Origin of the sequence: Modicisalibacter xianhensis (assembly GCF_900113605.1) — a bacterium.
Lineage (GTDB): Bacteria > Pseudomonadota > Gammaproteobacteria > Pseudomonadales > Halomonadaceae > Modicisalibacter > Modicisalibacter xianhensis.
The window spans coordinates 351,255-369,270 of sequence record NZ_FOPY01000001.1 but is presented as its reverse complement, the minus strand read 5'-3'; the positions used below and the strand labels follow the sequence as shown (position 1 = coordinate 369,270).

Here is an 18,016-nt window from a genome sequence, read left to right as displayed (position 1 = left end):
AGTCTTGATGCCTGGCATCAGTAACATTCGTTGGATTGATTTTAGCCTGCCGCCGACACTTCCTCCATCACCACAGGAGGAAACGCTCATGGCACTCTGCAACGAAACTCTGGACGCTACCAGGTCAGGCGATACCCACCGCACCATGGCACCGGGCTGGCGGCGCCTGCTCAGACGACTGCGCCGCTGGCAGCAAGTGCGTCACGAACGTCAGGAACTCTGGCGACTGAGCGATGCAACGCTCAAGGACATCGGCCTGTCGCGGGCCGATATCGAGCGCGAGGCGAGCCGTCCCTTCTGGGACGATCGCGGATGCGAACGCGATTGACGTGTCTGGCTCTGCGCCCTTGGGATGCTTTGTGGTACCTTGTCGCCATTTCCTGCGCCGGCCCGAGCCCAAGGCCAGGCCGGCGCCCTGTGCAGTGCCCGGCGGCGCTGTACCCAGGTTCAGAAACACGTCAAGGATCTTATGGACGCTCAAGCCCAGATCATCCGGCGCCTCGCCGACGAACTCGCCGTCCGTCCCAATCAGGTGGCGGCTGCCGTGGAACTGCTCGATGGCGGTGCCACCGTTCCGTTCATCTCCCGTTACCGCAAGGAAGCCACCGGCGGTCTCGACGATGGCCAGTTGCGTACGCTGGAAGAGCGCTTGCGCTACCTGCGCGAATTGGAAGAGCGCCGCGAGGCGGTACTGGCCAGTATCGATGAACAGGGCAAGCTGACCGACGCACTGGCGGCCCAGATCCGCGAGGCGGAAACCAAGCAGCGCCTCGAAGATCTCTACCTGCCCTACAAGAAGAAGCGGCGTACCAAGGCGCAGATCGCGCGCGAGGCGGGGCTCGAGCCGCTGGCCGATGCGCTGCTGGCCGACCCGACCCTCGACCCGGAGACCGAGGCCCAGGGCTACCTGCGCCCGGCGGATGGCGATACTCCGGCCATCGACGATGCCAAGGCCGCCCTCGACGGCGCCAAGCAGATTCTCATGGAACGCTTCGCCGAGGATGCCGAGCTGGTCGGACGGCTGCGCGATCGCCTGTGGGACGAAGGCGAACTCAGCGCCCGGATGATCGACGGCAAGCAGAAGGAGGGTGCCAAGTTTTCCGACTACTTCGAGCACGACGAGCGCCTGGCCAAGGTGCCTTCGCATCGCGCCCTGGCGATGTTCCGCGGGCGTAACGAGGGCGTGCTGGGCCTGACCATCAAGCTGCCCGGCGAAGACGAGGCTGCGGTGCATCCCGCCGAGGTCGCCATTGCCCGGCATGCTGGCATCGAGGACCAAGGCCGCCCCGCCGACCGCTGGCTGCGTGAAGTGGTGCGCTGGACCTGGCGCGTCAAGCTCTACACCCACCTCGAGACCGAGCTGATGGGACGCCTGCGCGAGCGCGCCGAGCATGATGCCATCGATGTGTTCGCCGCCAACCTCAAGGACCTGCTGCTTGCCGCACCGGCCGGCCCCAAGGCCACCCTGGCGCTCGACCCCGGGCTGCGCACCGGCTGCAAGGTGGCGGTAGTCGACGCCACCGGTCAGTTCCTCGACCATGCGGTGATCTATCCGCACGCGCCGCAGAACCGCTGGCGCGAATCGCTGGATACCCTCGCCGCACTGGTCGAGAAGCATGGCGTCGAGCTGATCGCCGTGGGCAACGGCACGGCCAGCCGCGAGACCGACAAGCTGGCCGCGGAACTGGTCAAGCTGCTGTCCGGCAAGCGTCGCCTGTCCAAGGTCATGGTCAGCGAGGCCGGTGCCTCCGTCTACTCGGCGTCCGAGTACGCCTCGCGCGAATTTCCCGATCTCGATGTCACCATCCGAGGCGCCATCTCCATCGCCCGCCGCCTGCAGGATCCGCTGGCCGAACTGGTCAAGATCGAGCCCAAGTCGATCGGGGTCGGCCAGTACCAGCACGATGTCTCGCAGGTGCAGCTCTCGCGCAGCCTGGAGGCGGTCATCGAGGATTGCGTCAACGCGGTGGGGGTCGATCTCAACATGGCCTCGAGCGCCTTGCTCTCGCGTGTGTCCGGGCTCAACCCCAACCTGGCCGAGAACATCGTCCTGCGTCGCAACAGCGAGGGGCCGTTCCGCAACCGTCGCGAACTGCTCGAGGTCAGCCGCCTAGGGCCGCGTACCTTCGAGCAGTGTGCCGGCTTCCTGCGCATCATGAACGGCGACAATCCGCTGGATGCCAGCGCCGTGCACCCTGAAGCCTACCCGGTGGTAAACCGCATCGCCGAGAAGGGCGGGCGCGAATTGGCCAGCCTGGTCGGTGACAGCACCTTCCTAAAGTCGCTCAAGCCCGCCGATTACGTCGATGATACCTTCGGTGTGCCCACGGTGACCGACATCCTCAAGGAGCTCGACAAGCCGGGGCGCGACCCGCGTCCTGAATTCAAGGCCGCCGAGTTCCGCGAAGGCGTGGAAACGCTCAAGGACCTCGAGCCGGGCATGATCCTCGAAGGCACGGTGACCAACGTCACCCACTTCGGTGCCTTCGTCGATATCGGTGTGCACCAGGACGGCCTGGTACATATCTCGGCGCTCTCCGACAGCTTCGTCGAGGATCCACGCCAGGTGGTCAAGGCCGGCGACATCGTCAAGGTCAAGGTCATGGAGGTGGATATCGAGCGCGCACGCATCGGCCTGTCGATGCGCATGCACGACCAGCCGGGCGAGGCCACGGCCCGCAAGGGGGCCGGAGGCAACCCCAAGGCGCCAGGCGGCAAGCCGGCGCGACGCAGTGGTCAAGGCCAGGGCGCTGGCAACGGCGGTGGTCAGATGGGCGCGCTGGGAGAAGCGCTGCTCAAGGCCAGGAAAAAGCGATGAGTGCCACTTTTGTTAGCCTGTGAATGAAGTGCGCCTTGAAAGGGCCCGGCGCGGCACCATAATCTGATTTTCAGCATCGCCGTGCCGCGCGCCGGCGTACCCGCCTTCAACGAGGGGTAGTGATCTTGTCCGAGCAACTAGACAACGCCATTGCGCGGCTCAAGGGGCCGGCACGCCAGGGCCTACTGGGCCGGTTGCGGCGCGGTATCGAAAAGGAAGGGCTGCGCGTGGATGCCCGGGGCAACATCGCCCGGACACCGCATCCGCATGCGCTGGGGTCGAAGCTGACCCACCCCCATATCACCACCGACTATTCCGAAGCGCTGCTCGAGTACATCACGCCGGTGTACTGTCGGCCCAAGGATGCCCTGGACTTCCTGACCGACCTGCATCGCTTCAGCTACCGCCATCTGGACGACGAACTGATCTGGCCGGCGAGCATGCCGGCGCGCCTGCAGGGCAATGACAGCGTGCCGATCGCCGACTACGGCCACTCCAATGTCGGTACCATGAAGCATGTCTATCGCAAGGGCCTGGATGTCCGTTACGGGCGTATCATGCAGGCCATTGCCGGGGTGCACTACAACATCTCGTTGCCGGAAGACATGTGGCCCTTGCTACGTGAACTGGAAGGGGCCGAGGACAAGCCGCTCGACGCCTATCGCTCCGGACGCTATTTCGATCTGATTCGCAATTTCCGGCGTAACAGCTGGTTGCTGCTGTATCTGTTCGGTGCCTCGCCGGCGCTGGATCGCAGTTTCCTGACCGGGGCGGTGCCCGACAAGCTGCGCGCCCATGCCCGCGATACGCTGGTCTCGCCCTATGCCACCAGCCTGCGCATGTCCGATCTGGGTTACCAGAACAAGGTCCAGGCGCAACTGAAGATCTGTTTCAACTCGCTCTCCAACTACGTTGGCACGCTGCGCCACGCCATTACCACGCCATGGCCGGCCTATGAGCGCCTGGGTGTCAACCAGAATGGTGACTGGCAACAACTCAACGCCAATATCCTGCAGATCGAGAACGAGTACTACAGCGACATCCGGCCCAAGCGCGTTGCGCGCCACGACGAGACGCCGACCCAGGCCCTGGAAGCGCGTGGGGTCGAATATATCGAGGTGCGCTGCCTGGACCTCAACCCCTTCCTGCCGTTGGGTATCGATGAGCCCCAGATGCGCTTCATCGATACGTTCCTGATGTGGTGCCTGCTTTCCGAGAGCCCGTGGATACCCGACGAGGAATGCGACCGGCTCGACGACAACCGCCGTGCGGTAGTCGATGCCGGGCGCGATCCGGCCTTGACGCTGGCCGTCGATGGCCGGGAGCAGCGACTCGCCGAGCGTGCCGGGCATATCTTCGATGAGATGCGCGAGGTCGCGGCCCTGCTCGACACCATCGAAGGCAACGCCACGCATCACGTCGAGGCGCTGGATGCATTGCGCCCGCTGCTTGGCCATCCTGAACAGACGCCTTCCGGTCGCCTGCTTGCCGCGCTCGAGGAGACCGGCAGCGAATTCGTCGAGTACACCCTTGCGCAGGCGCAAGAGCAGGCGGCATTCTTCCGCGGCCAGCCCATGGATCGCGCGCGCGACACGCTGTTCACTCAACTGACCGAGACGTCCCATCAGCAGCAGGAGGACATCGAGGCAGCCGACGCAGACGGCTTCAACGACTTTCTGGATGCCTATTTCGCCCGGGCGCGTGAACCCCGGCGAAAGGCCGCAGTCTGACCTACCGAACCGGCGGCCCACCTCTGTGGGCCGTTTCTTTGCAAGGGAGATCGACCCGATGTGGAATGTCCTGTCCAGGGCGAGCATTCGCCAGTGGAGTATGGTGGGACTGGCCTTCTGTGCCCTGATGATGGGCGTTGCGCTGTGGCTGCAATATGGTGTGGGCCTCGAACCCTGCCCCTTGTGCATTTTCCAGCGTGTCGCGGTGCTGTCGGCGGCGGCCGTGTTCCTGGTTGCGGCGATCCATAATCCGCGCGGCTGGGGCGGCAGTGTCTACGGTGTGCTGGGCCTGGCCGCGGTAGGCGCTGGCATTGCCGTCGCCGGGCGCCATGTATGGCTGCAGTCACTGCCGCCCGACAAGGTGCCAAGCTGCGGCCCGGGACTCGATTACATGATGGAGGTGCTGCCCGTGTGGGACGTACTCTCACGCGTGCTCTCCGGCTCCGGCGAGTGCGCCGAGATCGATGGCGTCTGGCTGGGGCTGACCCTGCCGCAATGGACGCTGATCGGCTTCGTGGTCCTGGCCGTGGTTCCCTTGGGCATGGTGTTTCGTAGCGTTTTGCAACGTGACGCTTGTCCGGCACGACTTTAGACGATAGAGGATTGACACCGACGCGGCTTGGGGCGACGCTGGGTGTCCCGCTGGGACAAGGACGAAGGGAGGCTGCCCATGCTGGAGGATTGCAAGACGGCTCAGGAGCGTTGGGGTGGTGTGCATCGCCTCATCGATCACTGGCTCGAAGAGCGCCACGAGATGCTGGTGGCTTTCATGGATCTTTACGAAGCCTGTGAGATCGATTGCGAAGCGGTGCCCAAGGAACGGATCGATCGCTTCAACGAGCTGCTGATGGATTACATCAGTGCCGGGCATTTCGAGATCTACCCGCAACTGCGGGAAGAGGCCAAGGCCTTCGACGATCGCGAGGCCTTGGCCGTGGCGGAAAAGCTGCTGTCGCGGTTGGAGAGGTCCACCGAGATGGCGCTGGAGTTCGAGAACGAATTTTCCACCCCGGTACGCTGTCAGCACTTCGCGTCCCGGCTACCGGCCTGGCTGACGCGGCTGCAGAAGGGCATGACCGAGCGCTTTGCCCTGGAAGACGAGTTCATCGAACGCCTGCATGCGTCGCATTCGCCGCCGCCGGCGTCCGAGGCGGCACCGCAAGCGACTCTCTGATCGAGAGACGCGCTGGCTGATGCTCGTCGGGGCACGCCAAACGCAACATCAAACGCAAGAAGGCCCGTCGACTACATTGTCGACGGGCCTTTTCGCGTTCTATTTCCCCGTCTAGCCAGAATCGGGCTGGCTCATGCGACGTCGGCGTGACAGGCGCTCACCCAGGCGAGCGCCCAGCAGCAGCATGCAGGGCGTAAGCAGCAGGGTCAGGCCGGTGGCGAACCCCAGGCCGCCGGCAATGGCACTGGATAGCTGGGTCCACCACTGCGTCGAGGGGGCACCCCAGCCCAGGCTCGGTCCTAGCAGGTCCACGTTGACCCCCAGTACCATCGGCATTAACCCGAGGATGGTAGTGACAGCCGTGAGCAGTACGGGGCGCAGGCGACGGCCACCGGCTTCCAGCGCTGCCTCGTCGGCGCTCAGGCCCTCGCTACGCAATTGATTGTAGGTGTCGATCAATACGATGTTGTTGTTCACCACGATACCGGCGAGGGCGATGATGCCCATGCCGACCATGACGATGCCGAAGGGTTGGGCGTTGAGCAGCAGGCCGAGCAATACCCCGGCCGTGGAGAACACGATGGCCGACAGCACCAGGCCTGCCTGGTAGAGACTATTGAACTGCGTGACCAGTATGATCGCCATCAGGAAAATGGCGATGCCGAAGGCCATGCCCAGGAAGCGACTGGTCTCGGCCTGATCCTCCTGCTCGCCGGCAAATCCGACGCGCACGCCATCGGGCAGTGAGTCCAGCTCGCCGCTCAATGCCTGGATGCGTTCATCGACCTGCTGGCCCGGGGTGACATCGGCTTCCAGGGTCAGGGTACGCTGACCATCGACCCGGTGCAGCGTGCCGACCTTGGGGGCCGGTTCCAGCGTCACGAAATGGCTGATCGGTACCTGGCCGCGCGCCGTATTGATCGTCATGCGCTGTAGTTGGTCGAGACTGCGCCGGGCACCGGGCAGGCGTACCCGGATATCGACTTCGTCGGTGGCATCCTGAGGCCGGTAGGTGGCGATCTGCAGGCCATTGGTGACCAGTTGCACGGCGCTGCCGATGGTCGTCACATCCGCGCCGAAGCGGGCTGCGGCTTCGCGGTCGACCTGCAGTCGCCATTCCACGCCGGGCAGGCTGCGGTTGTCCTCGATATCTCGGAATCCGCCCAGTCGCTGCATGGCGGCACGCAGTTGTTCCACGGCGCGCTCGATGGCGGCCGGGTCGTCGGCGCTCAGCTCGATCTGGATCGGCTTGCCGCTGGTTGGCCCTTGTTCCTGCTCGCGGAACTCCAACTGGATGCCGGGAATGTCCTCGGTGCGCTCGGCCATGTCGGCAAGAATCCTGCCCGCCGGACGCCGTCTGTCCCAGTCGATCAACTGGAAGGTGAGCTGGCCGATGACGTCGACCCCAAGCTGCTCGTTGGGCACCGCGAAGGAGCGGGCATAAAGCGCTTCGACCTCGCTCATGTCATCCAGGCGGCTTTCCACACGTTGCACGATGGTATCCTTCTCTTCTACCGACAGGTCGCCGCGGGCGTGTACCAGCACCTGGGCGCTGTCCGGTTCCACCGAAGGGAAGAATTCCACGCCATGGTTGAATCGGGCGTAACCCATGTAGATCACTGCCATGACCAGCAGCGCCCCCACCAGGGTAAAGCCGGGATGACGCAGCAGACTGCCCAGGGTGCGGCGGTAGAGCCGTCCACCGGCACTCACGGTGTCGCTGTGAGTGGCTCGGCGACGGCTGAACAGATTGCCGAGCGTAGGCAGGAAGACCAGGGCCATGGCCAGCGAGGCCAGCAGGCACAGGATGACTGTCGCCGGCAGGTACTTCATGAATTCACCGACCACGCCGGGCCAGAACAGCAGTGGCAAGAATACCGCCAGGGTGGTGGCAGTCGAGGAGATGACCGGCCAGGCCATGCGGCTGGCTGCGCCCGCCCAGGCATCGTGGGGCGTCAGTCCCTCGGCGAGAAAGCGGTCGGCCTGTTCACCGACCACGATGGCACCATCGACCAGCATGCCCGCGACCAGGATCAGGGCGAACAGCACCACGATGTTTAGCGTGTAGCCAATCGCCCAGATCAGCAGGATACCGGCAAGGAAAGCGCCGGGAATGGTCGTGCCGACCAGCAGGGCGGAGCGCGGCCCCATGGTGGCAAGAATCACGATCAGGACCAGTACCACGGCGGTCAGCACATTGTTGAGCAATTCGTCGAGCATGTTCTCGACGTCGGTCGACTGGTCCATGATGACGCTGACGTCCAGCGTCTCGGGCAGGCGCGACTCGGCCTGGGTAAGCAGCGCCTTGACCGCGTCCACGGTGGCGATGATGTTGGCCCCGGTGCGCTTGGAGATTTCCAGTACGAGTGCCGGCTGACCATCGATGCGTGCATAGCCGGCGGGATCTTTCAGTGTGCGCTGAACCATCGCCACGTCACCGAAGGTGACGACACGGTCGCCGTCGACCTTGACCGGGGTGGCCAGGATGTCCTCCAGATTCTCGATCACCCCGGGGACCTTGATGGTCAGGCGGCCGGCGCCATTGTCGATGCTGCCGGCCGCGACCAGTCGGTTGTTGCGTGACACGAGATTGAACAGGGTATCGAAATCGACGCCGTAGCTGTCGAGGACCAGCGGATCGACGACGATTTCCAGCAGATCCTCGCGCTCGCCGGCGATATCCACTTCCAATACCTGGGGGATACCCTCGATGGCCTGCTTGAGCTCACGAGCGACGGTCATCAGTTCGGCGGCCGACAGCGGCCCCGACAGACCCACCGACATCACCGGAAAAAGCGATACATTGACTTCCATGACGCGGGGCTCTTCGGCCTCGTCGGGCAGTGAGCTACGGGCAATGTCCACCTTTTCGCGCACGTCGGCCAGCGCCTGGCGCGCATCGAAGCCGGCATCGAATTCCAGGGTGATCGAGGCATGTCCCTCGCTGGACTGGGAGGTCATCTTCTCCAATCCCTCGATGGCGCGTAGCTCCTGTTCCATCGGTCGAACCAGCAGGCGCTCGGCATCCTCGGGGCTGACGCCTTCGAGGGCCAGCGACACGTAGATCATCGGAATCGCCACGTCGGGGTTGGATTCCTTGGGGATCGCCTGGTAGGCCACCAGCCCGGCAATCAGCAGGAAGACCAGCAGCAGCAGGGTGGTACGGGTACGGTTCAGGGCGGCATGGATCAGGGTGCGCATCAGCTCCGCTCTTCCTCGGTATCGGCCGGCACGGGCACGACAGCGTCACCGTTGTCGACGAAGCCTCCGCCCAGGGTGATCAGGCGGATCTCCTCGGGGAGCCCGGCCACCCAGGCCTGGGTGGCATCGGCACTGATCAGGCTGACCGGCGTGAACTCGACCGTGTCGTCTGGCGCCAGATGCTTGACGCCCAGTTGCCCCTGCTCATCGAGTACCAGCCGGGCCGGCGAAAGACGATGGGCCTGCCGTTCGGGCAGGGCGATTTCCAGCGTGGCGCTGGCACCAGCGATACGGCGGCGCTCGGGGTTGGCGATGTTCGCTTCCAGGGCATAGCTGCGTGTGGCTTCGTCGGCGCCGCTGGCGATGTAGCTGAGCTCTCCCTGCAGGGTGCTGCCATCGAGCAAAATCGCCGTTACCGGTAGGCCTTCCTCGAGGGCCAAGGCGCGTCGCTGGGGCGCCCAGGCTTCCGCCGTCAGCTGGTCGATCTCGATCAGACGTCCGATGTCTTCGCCGGCCTGGACGTAATCGCCCTCATCGATGTCCAGGCGATCGAGCGTGCCGGCAAACGGTGCGACGATACGCAGGTTGGCCTGCTGCTGGCGAAGGCTGGCCAATTCGGCCTTGGCCGTGGCCAGGGCACTCTGCAGGCGCAGCAACTCGTTGCCGGCGACCAGCTCACGGCTGCGCAGGCGCTGGCCGGCCTCGAGCTCGGCCTGACGCAGTTCGAGGTCTGCCTTGGCGCGCGCCAGTTGGGCGTCCAGATCTTCCAGCTCCAGTTCGAGCAGCACGTCGCCTTGCGCGACGCGTGTGCCCTGGGCCTGGGGCAGTCGAGCGACGGTCCCCGACAGGCTCGGACGCAAGGTGACATCGCGGCGCGGCTCTAGCTGCCCCTGTAGGGTGAGGTGCGGCGAATACGCTTCGGCACGTGACAGCCTGACTTCGACACGAGGCAGATCCTGGCCGGCCTGTTCATCGCTCGGGGGCGCGTTATCGCGAAACTCCTGCATGTTGCCGAAGGCCAGCCAGGCGAGCAGGGCAATGCCGAGAGCCAGGGCGAACAGGGCAGGCGAAAGGGTAAGTTTGTGGCGCATCTTGCATCCAGGTCGAGGAAATAAGGAAGCGCTGATGAAGTCGCTCGACCGTGATAGTCGATGCACAGCGAGGCACTGTCAACGTAGCGCCCCGGCGCGGGGCCGGGGCTGCGTTCCAGGCCAACGGACAGCTTACATCAATGAGGAGGCTTCCGGCCGCTCGAGTTCGGTGAGCGGCATCTCGCCACTCAGCAGGTCGCGTTCGAAGGCCTCGGTATCGATGGCGAAGCCCAGGAAATCCCTGGCCAGGTACATGTCCTTCTCGGCATTGCCCAGGCAACTGGTGCCGCCCGGCGAGGGCGTCATGTTGAACACGATGCCGGTACCCGGGTTGATCTTCGCTTCGCCCATGACCAGCTTGTGCCGGGTCTTGTCGATCAGTTGGGGGCGCACGCCGCCGAACCCCTTGGCGAAGGACACTTCTTTGGCCGTCAGGCTGGGTACGATCTTCTGGATGTCCTTGAGAAACAGCCGCTCGCGCAGGATGGGCACCTCGTAGAGGAAGTTCTTGAAGATGTAGTGGCGGATATCGCGAACCTTGAGCAACTCCCACAGGGCCTTGACCACGTTCTGATCGAGGCGCAGCACTTTCAGAAAGTCGAAGAACGTCTTGCCGTTGTAGCGTTCCAGCAGCGGCAGCATGAGTGCGGTCGGGCCGAAGCGAGTCTTGTCTCCGACGAGTACGTCGGGGTCGCCATGCACGGCAGCGAATGGCAGGTTCTCGTTCTGCACGGTATAGACCTTGCCATTGAGCACCTTGGGCGTGAAATAGAAGGAACCGGCCATGGGCAGGCAGGACTTGTCCAGGCCGTAGCCCATCTGGTGCGCGAATAGCAGCGAATGCCCACCGGCACTGACCACGACATAGCGTGCCGTCAATGTGCCCTGGTTGGGTGTCCTGACCTTGAAACAGCCGTCTTCCTCGACGATTCGTTCCACGGCGGTTGAGAGAAAGACATCGCACCGCATGTGCTTGGCAGCGGCGCTCTTTTGCGCCTGGTCGACAAACGCCTCGGATAGGGTGGTGTAGTTGACCGCAGAGTATTCATCGAGCGCGCCCAACGCGACGATCGGTTCCTCTTTCCGGCGCCCCTCGACCAGGTTGGGCTCGAGCTCTGCGATCTCTGCACGCTCCAGCAGCTTGAGGTTGGGAAACAGTTCCTTGAACCGGTCATGCCGGGTACGCAGGAACTCGCACTCCTTGTCGCCTACACCCAGCACCATCTTGGAGTACCTGAACACGACGCGATCGCGCTCCTCGGGAGGCAGCTTGGTCGCGAAGTTGACCACCATGCCGGCCGTGCGCTTGGTGACGCGGGCCTTGTCGAGGGTATAGTTGGTCTCGATATCGCCGTAGTGAATGGTCTGGCTGTTGTTGCGACCGTGGGAGTTGACGATCGCGACGTGATCGTACTTTTCCACCAGTCCGATCGACTTGAGGTCGGTATATCGGGCCAATTCGTAGAGCAGGGCGGTACCGGACACGCCTCCGCCGATGATGAGGACGTCGTAAGTCGCTTCGGACATGGCTATACGCTCTGGTTGGTGCAGTCGTTCGATCTCGGCTTCCTCGCGAAGACGAGTCCGGGCCTGCCGAGCGCCGCGTGACGGTCAGGCGAATCGCAGACACTCGATACGAGTATAGGACGCTACTCGTATCGGTAATTTAGACTAATCGGTTAGTTTTGGTGGGTTGGTTGGGTCTGGCAATGTTGCAGCGCAACATGCTTGCCAGTATAGGAGAGAATGCTGAACCCGACCAATCCGCCAGGAGAGGCCGGGCTGCAAGGACGTTCATATCTCAGGTGGCCGGGTCGCTCAGCTTCAGGGTGCGATGCGTGTGCGCACGAATGTCACGTAGCAGCGAGCCATGGTCGGCGAGCGTGTCGGCACGGGCGGGCACGAGCTGCTTCAAGCGCTCCTGCCAGGCGGTGGAGGCATACTTCTCGGGGAAGCAGCGTTCGATCAACCCGAGCATGATCGACGTGGCCGTCGATGCCCCCGGCGAGGCGCCGAGCAGGGCAGCGATGGTGCCATCGCTCGAGGCCACCACTTCGGTACCGAACTGCAGGACGCCGCCTTTCCTGGGGTCCTTCTTGATGACCTGGACGCGCTGACCCGCGACCTCGAGCCGCCAATCGTCGACCGATGCCGCCGGATAGAAGTCCTGGAGTTCCTCGACGCGTTCGCCATGCGAGAGGCGTACCTGATCGAGCAGGTACTTGACCAAGCTGAAATTGTCACGCGCCACGGCCAGCATCGGGCTCAGGTTCGATGAGCGTACCGACCTGGCCAGATCGAACACGGACCCCGTCTTCAGGAACTTGGTCGTGAAACCGGCAAACGGGCCGAACAGCAGCGATGGCGTGCCGTCGACGTTGCGGGTATCCAGGTGCGGAACCGACATCGGCGGCGCACCGATAGGCGCCTTGCTGTAGACCTTGGCATTGTGCTGGGAAACGATCTCGGGCTTGTCGCAGCGCAGCCACTGGCCACTGACCGGAAAGCCGGCGTATCCCTTGGCTTCGGGAATACCGCTCTTCTGCAGCAGGTGCAGGGAGGCGCCCCCGGCCCCCAGGAACACGAAACGGGCACGAATGACCCGTCGTTCGCCACCGTTGGTGTCGACCTTGACGGTCCAGCTGCCGTCACGATTGCGTTCCAGGTCGCTGACTTTCTGACCGGTACTGATGCGAACCTGCTCGTCGGGCTCGGTCTCGAGACGTGCCAGAAGCTGGCGGGTCAGCGCGCCGAAGTCGACGTCGGTACCGGATTCCACCCGGGTCGCTGCCAGTGGCTCGTTTGCCTGGCGGCCATTCATCAGCAGCGGAGCCCACTGCTCGATGGCCTCGGGCGACTCGGTGTATTTCATCGCCTCGAAGCAGGGGTGCGCCTGCATGACTTCATGGCGTGCACGCAGGAAACGGACATCCTGCTTCCCACGTACGAAGCTCATGTGCGGAACCGGGTATACGAAACGCGAGGGATCGCCGAGATCGCCATGTTCCACCAGGTAGGTCCATAGCTGCTTGGACTCCTCGAACATGGTGTTGATCTTGACGGCTTTCTGGATGTCGACCGAGCCATCACTGGTCTGCGGGGTGTAGTTGAGCTCGCACAGGCCGGCATGGCCGGTGCCAGCGTTGTTCCAGGCGAACGAGCTTTCACTGGCCGTGGAATCGAGCCGCTCAAGAACCTCGATGCGTGCTTCCGGTTCCAGTTCATGGAGAAGGGTGGCAAGCGTTGCGCTCATCACCCCCGCGCCTACCAGCAAGACATCGACTGTCTCATCCATAACGTTATCAACCATTGGCGGTAATCATCAGGGAGTCGTCTGGGTCCGGTGCGTCTTTTCGATACGCGGTGACCCGTAAAGAGCAATTGGCGCTCATTATAGACGCTTTGATAGGAAAAACGACCTATGCCAAAGGTGTACTTTATGGTTACTCGGCTGGCTATAAGCAAAAGCTTAGCGTTGAAGGCGGAGTAAAAAAGCAACGAAACCAACAGGTTAAGTTGCTTTTGCTGACGCTTGTCGATGGTGCGGTGCAGTATGAAAATGCTGATGAAACTTATCTATCGCAGGCTGATGATTCGCCAATCGCGACGTTCGGCTTCCCGGCGCAGGGTGTCGTCGGGGTCGACGGCGACCGGATGATCGACTTTTTCCAGTAGCGGCAGGTCGTTGAGGGAGTCGCTGTAGAACCAGGCATCGTGCAGCGAGGTCGCGTTCCTTGATAGCCAGGTCTCCAGCCGCTCGACCTTGCCTTCCCGAAAGCTGGGCGTGCCGTGTACCCGGCCGGTATAGCGACCATCGACGCACTCCGGCTCGACGGCAATCAGGTCGTCGACGCCCAGGCGCTCGGCGATGGGGCCGGTCACGAATCGGTTGGTTGCGGTGATGATCAGCAGGGTGTCGCCGCGCTCACGGTGACGCGCCAGCAGTTCCTCGCCCTTGGGCAGGATGTGCGGTTCGATCTTGCTCGCCATGAACTGCTGGTGCCAAGCGTTGAGTTGCTCGCGGCTGTACTCGGCCAGGGGTTTCAGCGCCAGTTCCAGATAGGCGTGTATATCGAGGGTGCCGTTCTTGTAATCCTCGAGGAAGCGTTCGTTGGCTTCGTGATAGCGGACGGGGTCGACGGCGCCCTGCTCGACAAGGAACTGCCCCCAGGCGTGATCGCTGTCGATGGAGATGAGGGTGTTGTCGAGATCGAAAATGGCCAGACTCAAGGGGATTCTCCCGTTGCGTGAACGATGGCGGTTGGCGGCACCGGCGCCGATTATTGCAGAACCGCGAATCCATGCACACCGCTTGGCATCCCCTGTATTGATGCGCTTTCCAGCTTTGTGGAAGAATGGCTTCAATACTGGTTTTTCATAAGGTGAAGCCCGTGATAGACGCTGACGGCTTCCGCCCCAACGTTGGTATCATCATTACCAACCATGAAGGGCAACTGCTGTGGGCGCGTCGGGTGGGACAGAATGCATGGCAATTTCCCCAGGGAGGCATCAAGGCGCACGAGACTCCGCAACAGGCACTCTATCGCGAACTCGAGGAAGAGATCGGCCTGACTCCGGACGATGTCGAGATGCTGGCCTGTACCCGGGGATGGCTGCGCTACCGTCTGCCGCGGCGCATGATACGCACCCAATCGAGGCCGGTTTGTATCGGCCAGAAGCAGAAATGGTTCCTGCTGCGCATTCGTTGCCAGGATAGCCGAATCTGCATGGACACGACGCCCAAGCCGGAATTCGACGGCTGGCGCTGGGTCAGTTACTGGTACCCGTTGGGGCAGGTAGTTCCTTTCAAGCGCGAGGTCTATCGCCGCGCCTTGCGGGAACTGGCGCCACGCGTCCAGCGCCTGGCTCAGGGAGGCGGCTGATCGCGGGAAGTCTCGCGACGGCATGACGATCATTACAAAGAAGAAAGCCCATGCTCGACGTTCTACGCCGCATCGTTCAGGAGGTCAACGGAGCTCGAAGTCTCGAGGCGGCGTTGGCTACCATGGTCCGCCGCATTCGCAAGGCGATGCAGACCGACGTCTGCTCGGTCTACCTGTTCGATCCCGCTCAGGATCGCCTGGTGCTCATGGATACCATCGGCCTGCACACCCAGGCGGTGGGGCATGTCACATTGCGCCTGGGCGAGGGGCTGGTCGGGCTGGTCGGGCAGCGCGAGGAGCCGCTCAACCTCGAGGATGCCCCCGCCCACCCGCTGTTCCGCTACTTCAAGGAAACCGGCGAAGAGCGTTTTTCCAGCTTCCTGGGTGTACCCATCATCCATCAACGGCGGATGCTCGGTGTCCTGGTCGTTCAGCAAAAGGACAATCGCCGCTACGACGAGGGTGACGAAGCCTTCCTGGTGACCATGGCGGCACAGCTCGCAGGCGTGCTGGCGCATGCCCTGGCCACGGGCACGCTCAACCGGCCGACCCGTGCCGATGGCATGGCGACCTTCAAGGGAGTGGCCGCCTCGCCCGGGATCGTCATTGGCGAGGCCGTGGTGATTGCCCCGCCGGCGGACCTGGACAGCGTGCCGGACCTGATTCCCACCGATGTCGACTACGAAGTGCGCCGCCTGAGCGAGGCCATCGCCCAGGTGCGCAATGAGATTCGAGGCGCCAGCGAACGCTTGGCCAGTCGCATCACGACCCAGGAGTTGGCGCTGTTCGACGTCTACGAGCAGATGCTGGCGGATGCGTCGCTCGGCCAGGAAGTGGAGAAGCGGATTCGCGAAGGGCAATGGGCACCCGGGGCCCTGGCAGACGTAGTGCGCCGTCACGTCAAGTATCTCGAGCGTGTCGATGACGACTACCTGCGCGAGCGGGCCGCGGACATTCGCGACCTTGGGCGGCGTGTGCTGGCCCATCTGCAGGAAGAGAACCCGCGCACACCCGATACCTACCCCGAGCGCTGCATTCTCGTCGGCGACGAGATCAGCGTGACCATGCTCGGCGAGGTCCCGCGCGAGAAGCTGGCCGGCCTGGTGTCGATTCGCGGGTCGAGTACCTCGCATGTGGCGATCCTGGCTCGGGCGATGGGCATTCCCACCGTGCTGGGGATGGTCGATCTGCCGCTGCCTCGGCTGAACAGTGCCCAGGTGATACTCGACGGCTACCGTGGCCGCCTGTTCGTGCGGCCCGGCGAAGAACTGATCAAGCGCTACCAGCACCTGATCGCCGAGGAGCAGGCGCTGGCCAAGGTACTGGAGCACGAGCAGGACCTGCCCAGCTGCACGCCCGATGGCCATGTCATGCCGCTGATGGTCAATACCGGGCTGGCGGTGGATGCCGTGGGCGTACTCAAGCCGCGCATCAGCGGTGTCGGCCTATACCGGACCGAAGTGCCGTTCATGATCACCGAGCGCTTTCCCGGCGAGCAGGAGCAGGCGCGACTCTACCGCGAGCAGCTCGAAGGATTCGCGCCGCTGCCGGTGGTCATGCGTACCTTGGATATCGGGGGTGACAAGGATCTGCCGTATTTCCCGATCAACGAGGCCAACCCGTTCCTGGGCTGGCGCGGTATCCGTGTCACCCTGGATCATCCCGAAGTGCTGATGGTGCAGCTACGGGCCATGCTGCGTGCCTCGGACGGGCTCGGCAACCTGCAGATACTGCTGCCCATGGTCACCAACATCGATGAGGTCGATGCTGCCTTGCGGCTGCTCGACAGGGCGCTCATCGAACTTGCCGAGGAGGGCATTCATCTCGCCCGGCCTCGGGTCGGGGTGATGATCGAGGTGCCGGCCACGCTGTATCAGCTCGAGGCCTTGGCGGCACGTGTCGATTTCTTCTCGGTGGGCAGTAACGACCTGACCCAGTACCTGCTGGCCGTGGATCGCAACAATCCGCGCGTCGCCGAGCTCTACGACTCCTGCCATCCGGCTGTGCTGGCGGCCTTGGCGTACCTGGCGCAGGAGGTGACGCGGTTGCGCGTTCCTACGTCGGTGTGTGGCGAGTTGGCTGGCGATCCGGCAGGGGCGTTGCTGCTGATGGGCATGGGCTTTGATGCACTGTCGATGAATGCGCCCAGTCTGCCGCGCGTGAGAGCGGCGATTCGGCGTGTCTCGTTGGCGTCGGCGCGCGATCTGGTAGACCAGACCCTGGCGATGCCCACCTCAAGGGAGGTGCGTTCTTACCTGGGAAAATGCTTTTCGGACTGGCAACTGGATCATTTATTGCCGCCCAAGGACGAGCATTGACACGCTCATGTCAGTAGCGGGGAAAGCGCCAGTGACTGCTCCCTCTCATCCAGGGGCTGGCCATGGGGGCCGAAACTGCGCTCGCCCATGTCGAGCTGGCCTTCGGCATGCCACGATAGCCAGGTGCTGGCGCGCGTGCCGTAATCGCGGCTGGTAATGAATGGCGCGGATAGCAAGCGCTCAAGTTCCAGCCCTACACCTGTGTTCGGCAGCGCCGTATCGTCAGGACGCCACTCATCGGCCAGCAGCGACCAGGCCTGCTTGGCAAAGGCGGACGTCGGCAATGCCGCTATGTCTTCCAGGGCCCGCCGGCTGCGCAGCAGCTTGGGCCACGGCGTATCCAGCGTCGCATTGGAGAGCCCATGTAGCCCCGGTGCAACCTGCTGCAGCCGGGTTCCGGTGCGGCCATGATGCAGGTGCCAGAGCGTATGACCATCGCTGGCCAGCAGGTTGAAGCCGGCATAGCTTGACGCTCCTCTCCTGGCCAGGTCTTCCAGCCATGTCGTCAGCGAGTCGCATTCCAGCGCGTTGCGCACCAGTTCGCCGCGGCTGGGGCCATCGGCTGGCGCCTTGTGCTGCGGGTCGCGGACATTGGTTACGGCGGCCATGCGGCCTTTGCGATGCACGGCGAGCCAGGTCCCGCCGGCGCGCAGGTCGCGTCCGCCCAGGACATCCGGGGCCTCCTGCCACCGGGCAAGGGGGGCTGTCGGCCGATCGTAGAACTCATCCCGGTTGGCGGCCAGGCGCAGGGGCCTCAGGCTGCCGGGTTGCCAGTCTAGGACGATAAGACACATAGCACTT

At 63.5% G+C, this 18,016-nt stretch carries 13 protein-coding genes; 7 read left to right on the top strand and 6 right to left on the bottom strand.

Annotated elements, in window-relative coordinates; translation table 11 throughout:
- The first annotated feature begins 88 nt into the window (after positions 1-88).
- From BM194_RS01670 to rsd, 5 genes are all read left to right on the top strand, one after another.
- Positions 89-328 (top strand): DUF1127 domain-containing protein, encoded by a 240-nt coding sequence (locus BM194_RS01670; protein ID WP_218155342.1) that lies wholly within the window; start codon positions 89-91, stop codon positions 326-328.
- A gap of 141 nt (positions 329-469) precedes the next feature.
- On the top strand, positions 470-2,818 hold the full coding sequence (locus tag BM194_RS01665) for a Tex family protein (protein ID WP_092842933.1): 2,349 nt from the start codon (positions 470-472) through the stop codon (positions 2,816-2,818).
- A gap of 119 nt (positions 2,819-2,937) precedes the next feature.
- Positions 2,938-4,548 carry a glutamate--cysteine ligase gene (gene gshA, locus BM194_RS01660; protein WP_092842931.1) on the top strand — a complete coding sequence of 537 codons (1,611 nt, stop codon included), beginning with the start codon at positions 2,938-2,940 and terminating at the stop codon, positions 4,546-4,548.
- 58 nt (positions 4,549-4,606) lie between these two features.
- Positions 4,607-5,140, top strand: a complete 534-nt coding sequence (locus BM194_RS01655) for a disulfide bond formation protein B (RefSeq protein WP_092842929.1) — start codon at positions 4,607-4,609, stop codon at positions 5,138-5,140.
- 78 nt (positions 5,141-5,218) lie between these two features.
- Positions 5,219-5,722: a sigma D regulator gene (gene rsd / locus BM194_RS01650; RefSeq protein ID WP_092842927.1), complete on the top strand. Its 504-nt coding sequence runs from the start codon at positions 5,219-5,221 to the stop codon at positions 5,720-5,722.
- A 111-nt stretch (positions 5,723-5,833) separates the two neighbouring features.
- Here rsd and BM194_RS01645 read toward each other — a convergent pair whose 3' ends face one another.
- The 5 genes from BM194_RS01645 to BM194_RS01625 form a co-directional block, all read right to left on the bottom strand.
- The gene (locus BM194_RS01645; RefSeq protein ID WP_092842925.1) at positions 5,834-8,923 is read right to left on the bottom strand and encodes an efflux RND transporter permease subunit; all 3,090 of its coding nucleotides are present in this window, start codon (positions 8,921-8,923) and stop codon (positions 5,834-5,836) included.
- Positions 8,923-10,014: an efflux RND transporter periplasmic adaptor subunit gene (locus BM194_RS01640; protein ID WP_092842923.1), complete on the bottom strand. Its 1,092-nt coding sequence runs from the start codon at positions 10,012-10,014 to the stop codon at positions 8,923-8,925. Before BM194_RS01640 ends, BM194_RS01645 begins: the two co-directional genes overlap by 1 nt.
- Positions 10,015-10,146: 132 nt before the next feature.
- Positions 10,147-11,541 carry an FAD-dependent oxidoreductase gene (locus BM194_RS01635; protein ID WP_177223311.1) on the bottom strand — a complete coding sequence of 465 codons (1,395 nt, stop codon included), beginning with the start codon at positions 11,539-11,541 and terminating at the stop codon, positions 10,147-10,149.
- A gap of 274 nt (positions 11,542-11,815) precedes the next feature.
- Positions 11,816-13,324, bottom strand: coding sequence for a malate dehydrogenase (quinone) (gene mqo / locus BM194_RS01630; RefSeq protein ID WP_177223310.1), 1,509 nt, complete (start codon positions 13,322-13,324; stop codon positions 11,816-11,818).
- 266 nt (positions 13,325-13,590) lie between these two features.
- Positions 13,591-14,244, bottom strand: coding sequence for a histidinol-phosphatase (locus tag BM194_RS01625; protein WP_092842916.1), 654 nt, complete (start codon positions 14,242-14,244; stop codon positions 13,591-13,593).
- A gap of 161 nt (positions 14,245-14,405) precedes the next feature.
- Between BM194_RS01625 and BM194_RS01620 the strand changes: the two genes are divergently transcribed.
- Positions 14,406-14,897 (top strand): RNA pyrophosphohydrolase, encoded by a 492-nt coding sequence (locus tag BM194_RS01620; RefSeq protein WP_092842914.1) that lies wholly within the window; start codon positions 14,406-14,408, stop codon positions 14,895-14,897.
- Between the two features lie 50 nt (positions 14,898-14,947).
- The gene (gene ptsP, locus BM194_RS01615) at positions 14,948-17,215 is read left to right on the top strand and encodes a phosphoenolpyruvate--protein phosphotransferase (RefSeq protein WP_092842912.1); all 2,268 of its coding nucleotides are present in this window, start codon (positions 14,948-14,950) and stop codon (positions 17,213-17,215) included.
- Between the two features lie 5 nt (positions 17,216-17,220).
- Here ptsP and BM194_RS01610 read toward each other — a convergent pair whose 3' ends face one another.
- Positions 17,221-18,009, bottom strand: a complete 789-nt coding sequence (locus tag BM194_RS01610) for an NRDE family protein (protein ID WP_092842910.1) — start codon at positions 18,007-18,009, stop codon at positions 17,221-17,223.
- Positions 18,010-18,016: the final 7 nt, after the last annotated feature.